At 73.7% G+C, this 6,417-nt stretch carries 6 protein-coding genes; all 6 read left to right on the top strand.

Going from position 1 to position 6,417, the window contains the following annotated elements:
• Nucleotides 1-1,588: NADH-ubiquinone oxidoreductase-F iron-sulfur binding region domain-containing protein (locus CCN51_RS08840; RefSeq protein ID WP_086859424.1), on the top strand; the 1,588-nt coding region annotated here is incomplete at its 5' end.
• A complete protein-coding gene (locus CCN51_RS08835) occupies nucleotides 1,585-2,445 on the top strand; it encodes a 2Fe-2S iron-sulfur cluster-binding protein (protein WP_014175325.1) in 861 nt (286 codons plus the stop codon). The genes CCN51_RS08840 and CCN51_RS08835, both read left to right, overlap by 4 nt.
• A gap of 23 nt (nucleotides 2,446-2,468) precedes the next feature.
• A complete protein-coding gene (gene fdhD / locus CCN51_RS08830) occupies nucleotides 2,469-3,323 on the top strand; it encodes a formate dehydrogenase accessory sulfurtransferase FdhD (protein WP_014175326.1) in 855 nt (284 codons plus the stop codon).
• Between the two features lie 149 nt (nucleotides 3,324-3,472).
• Nucleotides 3,473-4,057 (top strand): TetR/AcrR family transcriptional regulator, encoded by a 585-nt coding sequence (locus CCN51_RS08825; RefSeq protein ID WP_014175327.1) that lies wholly within the window; start codon nucleotides 3,473-3,475, stop codon nucleotides 4,055-4,057.
• Between the two features lie 92 nt (nucleotides 4,058-4,149).
• Nucleotides 4,150-5,547 (top strand): MFS transporter, encoded by a 1,398-nt coding sequence (locus tag CCN51_RS08820; RefSeq protein ID WP_014175328.1) that lies wholly within the window; start codon nucleotides 4,150-4,152, stop codon nucleotides 5,545-5,547.
• Between the two features lie 83 nt (nucleotides 5,548-5,630).
• Nucleotides 5,631-6,389: an SDR family NAD(P)-dependent oxidoreductase gene (locus tag CCN51_RS08815; protein WP_014175329.1), complete on the top strand. Its 759-nt coding sequence runs from the start codon at nucleotides 5,631-5,633 to the stop codon at nucleotides 6,387-6,389.
• Nucleotides 6,390-6,417 lie beyond the last annotated feature (28 nt).

The following is a 6,417-nucleotide window of genomic DNA, read 5'->3' as shown; positions in this document are numbered from 1 at the left end:
GTTCTCGGTCCGCCCCCGCCCGGCCACCGTCGTCCACGTCTGTACGGACCTGGCCTGTGCGGCCCGCGGGTCGGCGGAGGTGTGCGCGGGGCTTGAGCGGGACCTGGGGGCGGCGGGGTCGGCCCGGGCGGGGGGTGTGGTCTGGCAGCCGAGCCCGTGCCTGGGCCTGTGCGAGCGCGCCCCGGCGGCGCTCGCCATCCGCGCGGGGGCTCCCACGACCGCCGTCATCGCCCCCGCCACGCCCGCCGCCGTCGCCGAGGCCGCCCGCGCGGTGGCGGACGCACCGGCCGAGCCGCCCGCCGTGGCCGCCGTACCGCAGGCCGCGGCCGGGGCCCAGGGGCTGCGGCTGCTGCGCAGGGTCGGGGTCGTGGACCCGGCGAGCCTGGACGACTACCGCGCCCACGGCGGCTACGCGGCCCTGCGCCGGGCCTTCGCGCTCGGGCCCGCCGGGGTGATCCGCGAGGTGGGCGACGCGGGTCTGGTGGGACGTGGCGGGGCCGCGTTCCCGACCGGGCGTAAGTGGGACGCCACCGCCCGGCAGCCCGACCATCCGCACTATCTGGTGTGCAACGCGGACGAGAGCGAGCCGGGGACGTTCAAGGACCGGGTGCTGATGGAGGGCGACCCGTACGCGCTCATCGAGGCCATGACCATCGCCGGATACACGATCGGCGCCCACCACGGCTATCTCTACCTGCGCGGCGAGTACCCGCGCGCCCTCGCCCGCCTCGAGCACGCCATCGGCCAGGCCCGCGCCCGCGGGCTGCTCGGCCCGGATGTGCTGGGCCAGGGGATCGCGTTCGACATCGAGATCCGGCGCGGCGCGGGGGCGTATATCTGCGGTGAGGAGACCGCGATCTTCAACTCGATCGAGGGGCGGCGCGGCGAGCCGCGCAGCAAGCCGCCGTTCCCCGTCGAGCAGGGCCTGTTCGGCAAGCCGACCGCGGTCAACAACGTCGAGACGCTGGTCAACGTCCTGCCGATCCTGACCGAGGGCGCCGAGGCTTACTCGAGCGTCGGCACCGAGACCTCCACCGGCACCAAGCTGTTCTGCGTCTCCGGCGCCGTGGACCGCCCCGGGGTCTACGAGCTGCCGTTCGGCGCCACGCTCCGCGAGCTGCTGGACCTCGCCGGGCCGCCGCCCGCGCTGCGCGCGGTGCTGCTGGGCGGCGCGGCGGGTGGCTTCGTACGCCCCGACGAGCTGGACGTGCCGCTCACCTTCGAGGGCACCCGGGCCGCGGGCACCACGCTGGGCTCGGGGGTGGTGCTGGTCCTGGACGAGAGCGTGGAACTGCCGCGCGTCCTGCTGCGCATCGCGGAGTTCTTCCGCGACGAGTCCTGCGGGCAGTGTGTGCCCTGCCGGGTGGGCACGGTGCGGCAGGAGGAGGCGCTGCACCGGATCAAGGACCGTACGGGGGCGGCCGCGGCCGGGGACATCGCCCTGCTGCGCGAGGTCGGGCAGGCGATGCGGGACGCCTCGATCTGCGGTCTGGGCCAGACCGCCTGGAACGCCGTCGAATCCGCCATCGACCGGCTCGGCGTCTTCGACCCCCCTCGACCGTCCACCGGGAAGGGAGCCTCCGTATGACCGCCGTCCCGCTCCAGCCGCCGCGCCGCCTGGTCGACTTCACGCTCGACGGGGAGCCGGTGCGGGCGCCCGAGGGGTCCACGCTCCTGGACGCGTGCCGCGCCTCGGGCAAGGACATTCCGACCCTGTGCCAGGGCGACACGCTCACCCCCAAGAACGCCTGCCGGGTGTGCGTGGTGGAGGTCGAGGGCGCGCGGACCCTCGCCCCGGCCTGCTCGCGCCGCGTGGAGGCGGGCATGGAGGTTCGTACGGACACCGACCGGGCGCGGCACGGCCGCAAGGTGGTCCTGGAGCTGCTGGCCTCCTCGACCGATCTGTCGACGACGCCGCGCGCCGCCGAGTGGATCGAGGAGTACGGGGCCGAGCCGGGCCGCTTCGGACCGGACGCCGCCCGGGTGGACGAGCAGCCGAAGGTCGACAACGACCTCTATGTCCGCGACTACGACAAGTGCATCCTGTGCTACAAGTGCGTGGACGCGTGTGGTGAGCAGTGGCAGAACACCTTCGCCATCGCGGTCGCGGGCCGCGGTTTCGACGCCCGTATCTCCACCGAGCAGGACGCCCCGCTGACCGACTCGGCCTGTGTCTACTGCGGCAACTGCATCGAGGTGTGTCCGACCGGCGCGCTCAGCTTCAAGTCGGAATTCGACATGCGGGCGGCCGGGACCTGGGACGAGTCGGCGCAGACCGAGACCACGACCGTATGCGCCTACTGCGGCGTCGGCTGCAACCTCACACTCCATGTGCAGGACAATGAGATCGTGAAGGTCACCTCGCCACATGACAATCCGGTGACCCACGGCAATCTCTGTATCAAGGGTCGCTTCGGCTACCAGCACGTACAGAACCGGGACTGACGGGACTGACGGGACTGATCGATATGGGACGGGTCACCGAGCGCCGCCGCGTCATCCGCATCCGGGACGGCGCGGTGAGCACGCGCCCGGACACCCTCGTCGCCGAGGAGCCCCTGGAGATCCGGCTGGGCGGCAAACCGCTGGCGATCACCATGCGGACGCCGGGCGACGACTTCGCGCTCGCCGCCGGTTTCCTGGTGAGCGAGGGGGTCCTGGGGCGGGCGGACGAGCTGGCGAACATCGTCTACTGCGCGGGGGCCACCGAGGACGGCTCGAACACGTACAACGTGGTGGACGTGAAGCTGGCGCCCGGCGTCCCCGTCCCCGACATCACCCTGGAGCGCAACGTCTACACGACCTCGTCCTGCGGGCTGTGCGGCAAGGCCAGCCTGGACGCGGTGCGCACCACGGCGCGCTGGCCGGTGGGCGACGACGAGAACACCCCGGTGCGGATCGACCCCGAGACGCTGGCCTCCCTCCCCGACCGGCTCCGCGCCGCCCAGCGCGTCTTCGACCGGACCGGGGGGCTGCACGCGGCGGCGCTGTTCACCCCGGAGGGCGAGCTGCTGGACGTACGCGAGGACGTGGGCCGGCACAACGCGGTGGACAAGCTGGTCGGGCGGGCGCTGCAGCAGGGGCTGCTGCCGCTGTCCGGGGCCGTGCTGCTGGTCTCCGGCCGGGCCTCGTTCGAGCTCGCACAGAAGGCGGTCATGGCGGGGATCCCGGTCCTCGCGGCCGTCTCGGCGCCCTCGTCGCTGGCCGTGGACCTGGCCGCCGAGACCGGGCTGACGCTGGTCGGCTTTCTGCGCGGCGCCTCCATGAACGTGTACGCGGGCGAGCACCGGCTTGCCCTGCGGACAGCGGCCGGCAGGGCCTGACACCGGTCTGCCCGCTGCACGGGATGACGGACCGGCCGGTGAGGAGCGCCCCCTGCGCCGGCCGGTCCCTCCCCCCAACTCCTGGCCCTCTGTTGGCTGGGCCGGCCTTTTATTGACCGATCATTCTCATTGAGTCTACAGTCTGCGTCGTGGCCAGGACCAAGGAATTCGACCCCGACGCGGCGTTGCAGTCGGCGCTTGAGCTGTTCTGGCGGCGCGGCTACGAGGCCACCTCGATGGCCGACCTCGTCGAGCACCTCGGCATCGGCCGCGCCAGCATCTACGCGACCTTCGGCAACAAGCACGAGCTGTACCTGAAGGCCCTGGACCGGTACGCCGAGACGCGCGACCCGCGCCTGGTGAGCGACCTGTCCCAGCCCGGCCCCGCGCTGCCCGCCGTACGGGCGCTGGTACGCAGCTTCGCCGCCGAGGCCGCCTCCCCCGAGGAGCGGCGCCACGGCTGCTTCATCACCAACAGCGCGGCGGAACTGGCCCCGCACGACCCCGCGGTGGCCCGGCGGGTCGAGATCAGCTGGGAACACGTCGAGACCCCGCTGTACGCCGCACTGGTCCGCGCCCAGGCCCAGGGCGAACTGCCCGAGGACCGCGATCCGCGCGCACTGGCCCGCATGCTGTTCGTGCTGATGCAGGGGCTGCGGGTGGTCGGCAAGGCCTCGCAGGACCCGGCCAGGGTCCGGGACGCGGCCGAGCAGGCGCTGGCCATGCTGGACTGAGCCACACCTCGCACACGCACCGGAGCCGATCAGGCGCTCCTATACATGCCCTTATAACGAACCGTTCGGTCAAGAATTCGGGGGATGGGACCATGACCGCCGTAGACGGCGACGAGGTGAGCACCACGACCGCCACCGCCCGGCAAGCCCGACAGGTCCGGCAGCGCGGCGCCTTCATCCTGCTCGGCAGCGTCCAGGCCACGCTGATCTTCACGCTCGCCGCGATCTCCGTACCGCTCCCCCGCATCGGGCGCGAATTCGGCGTCCAGCGCCCGGACTTGATCCTGCTGAGCGCCGCCTATGGGCTCACCTTCGCCGGGCTGCTGCTCTTCGGCGGGCGGCTGGCCGACCGGTACGGCGGGCGGCGGACGCTCACCGCGGGACTCACGCTCCTCGCCGCCGCCTCGGCCGCCGCCCCGCTCGCCCCCGGCTTCGAGGCCCTGCTCGCGGCGCGGTTCGCACAGGGCGCGGGGGCGGCGCTCAGCGCGCCCGCCGCCATGGCCGTGCTGCGCGCCGTCTTCCCCTCCCCCGCCGCGTACGGCAGGGCGATGGCGACCTGGGGCGGTCTTTCGGTGCTCGGCGCGACCGCGGGCAATCTGCTCTCCGGCGTCATCTCGACCCTGCTGTCCTGGCGCTGGAACTTCGCCGTACCGCTCGTGGTGGCCGGTGCGGCCCTCGCCCTCGCGCCGCGGCTGCTGCCGGACACCACGCCGAGCGGGGGCAGGGCGCTCGACCTCCCGGGTGCCTTCCTCGCCACCTGCGGCATCACCCTGGCCAGTTACGGGCTCGTGGTCACCGACGCCCACCCCTGGTCGTCGGCCGACGTGCTGGTGCCGCTGCTGTCAGGGACCGTGCTGCTCGCCGCGTTCTGGGGCGCCGAGCGCCGCGCCCGCGACCCGCTGCTGCCGCCCCCCTTTCTGCTCGACCGGCGGCGGGCGGCGGCGCTCTCGGCGATCGCGCTGACCGCCTGCGGGACCGCGATGACCTTTGTGGTCCTCTCGCTCCACCTCCAGCAGGAGCGCGACTGGTCGGCGCTGCGCACCTCGGCCGCCTTCGTGCCGTTCGCCGTCGCGCTGCTCGCCTCGGGGCGGGCGGCGGGGCCGCTGATCGGACGCTACGGGGCCCGGGCCGTGACCGCCGCCGGGCTCGGCGTGGGCGGCGCGGGGCTCGTCCTGCTCGCGCTCGGCGGGCTCGACGCGGGCACGCCGTACGCGTACGGGCTGCTGCCGGGTCTTGTGCTGCTGCCGCTCGGTACGGCGGCCTCCTTCGCGGGCGCCGCGGTGCTCGCCACCGACGGTGTGCCGCTGGGGCAGGCCGGGCTCGCGGGCGGCGTGATGAACACCGCGATGGAGTTCGGCCCGACGGTCCTGTTCGCCGTCCTGCTCACGCTCGGCGGCGACGCCTCGTCCCTGGCCGCGGCGGGGGCCGCGCTGGCGGCGCTCGCCGCCCTCACCGCGCTGAGCCGGCGCACCGGACCACGGCCGTCCTGAGCCACCGGCCGGCCGCTTCCTGAACCACTGTGCCGCATCACCCATCACCCATCACCACACACCCATCTCTCAAGGAGACACCCATGAACCGCTTCCCCGGCAAGACCGCGCTCGTCACCGGCGCGGGCTCCGGCCTCGGCCGTGCGATCGCGCTCGCCTTCGCCGCCGAAGGCGCCTCCGTGGTCGCCGCGGGGCGCACTGCGGCCACGCTGGACGAGACCGTCGGGCTGATCGAGGCCGCCGGCGGGAAGGCCGCCGCGGCCGTGGCCGATGTCACCGACTCCGGACAGCTCCGCGCGCTCGTCCAGGAGACTGTCACGCGGTTCGGCGGGCTGGACATCGCGGTGAACAACGCCGGGATCCTGCGCGGCGTGGGGCCTGTCGGCGAGGTGAGCGAGGAGGACTGGGACGCGGTGCAGCGGACCAATGTCACCGGCGTCTGGCTGGCCATGAAGCACGAGATCGCGCACATGAAGGACCACGGCGGCGGCGCCATCGTCAACATCGCCTCCAACCTGGGCGCACACCTCCGGATCCCCAACCTCGCCGCGTACCTCACCTCGAAGGCGGCGGTGTCCGCGCTCACCCGCGCCGCCGCGCTCGACCACATCCACCAGGGCATCCGCATCAACGCGGTCAGCCCGGGGGCCGCCGCCACCTCGATGTCGCTGCGGCCCGGCGAGACGGAGGCCGGGCGGGCCGAGCGGATGAAGCGCGAGACCCCGCTGGGCCGGCTCGCGGAGACCGAGGAGGTCGCGGCCGCGGTGCTCTACCTCGCCTCGCCCGCGGCCGGCGCGGTGGTCGGCACGGACCTGGTCATCGACAGCGGGTCCTCGGCCTGACGGCCCGTCGGGGTAGGGCTGGCCATAC

The organism is Streptomyces milbemycinicus, from assembly GCF_002154605.1.
Lineage (GTDB): Bacteria > Actinomycetota > Actinomycetes > Streptomycetales > Streptomycetaceae > Streptomyces > Streptomyces milbemycinicus.
The sequence above is the reverse complement of the archived record's forward strand: the minus strand, read 5'-3'. Positions and strand labels throughout refer to the sequence as shown.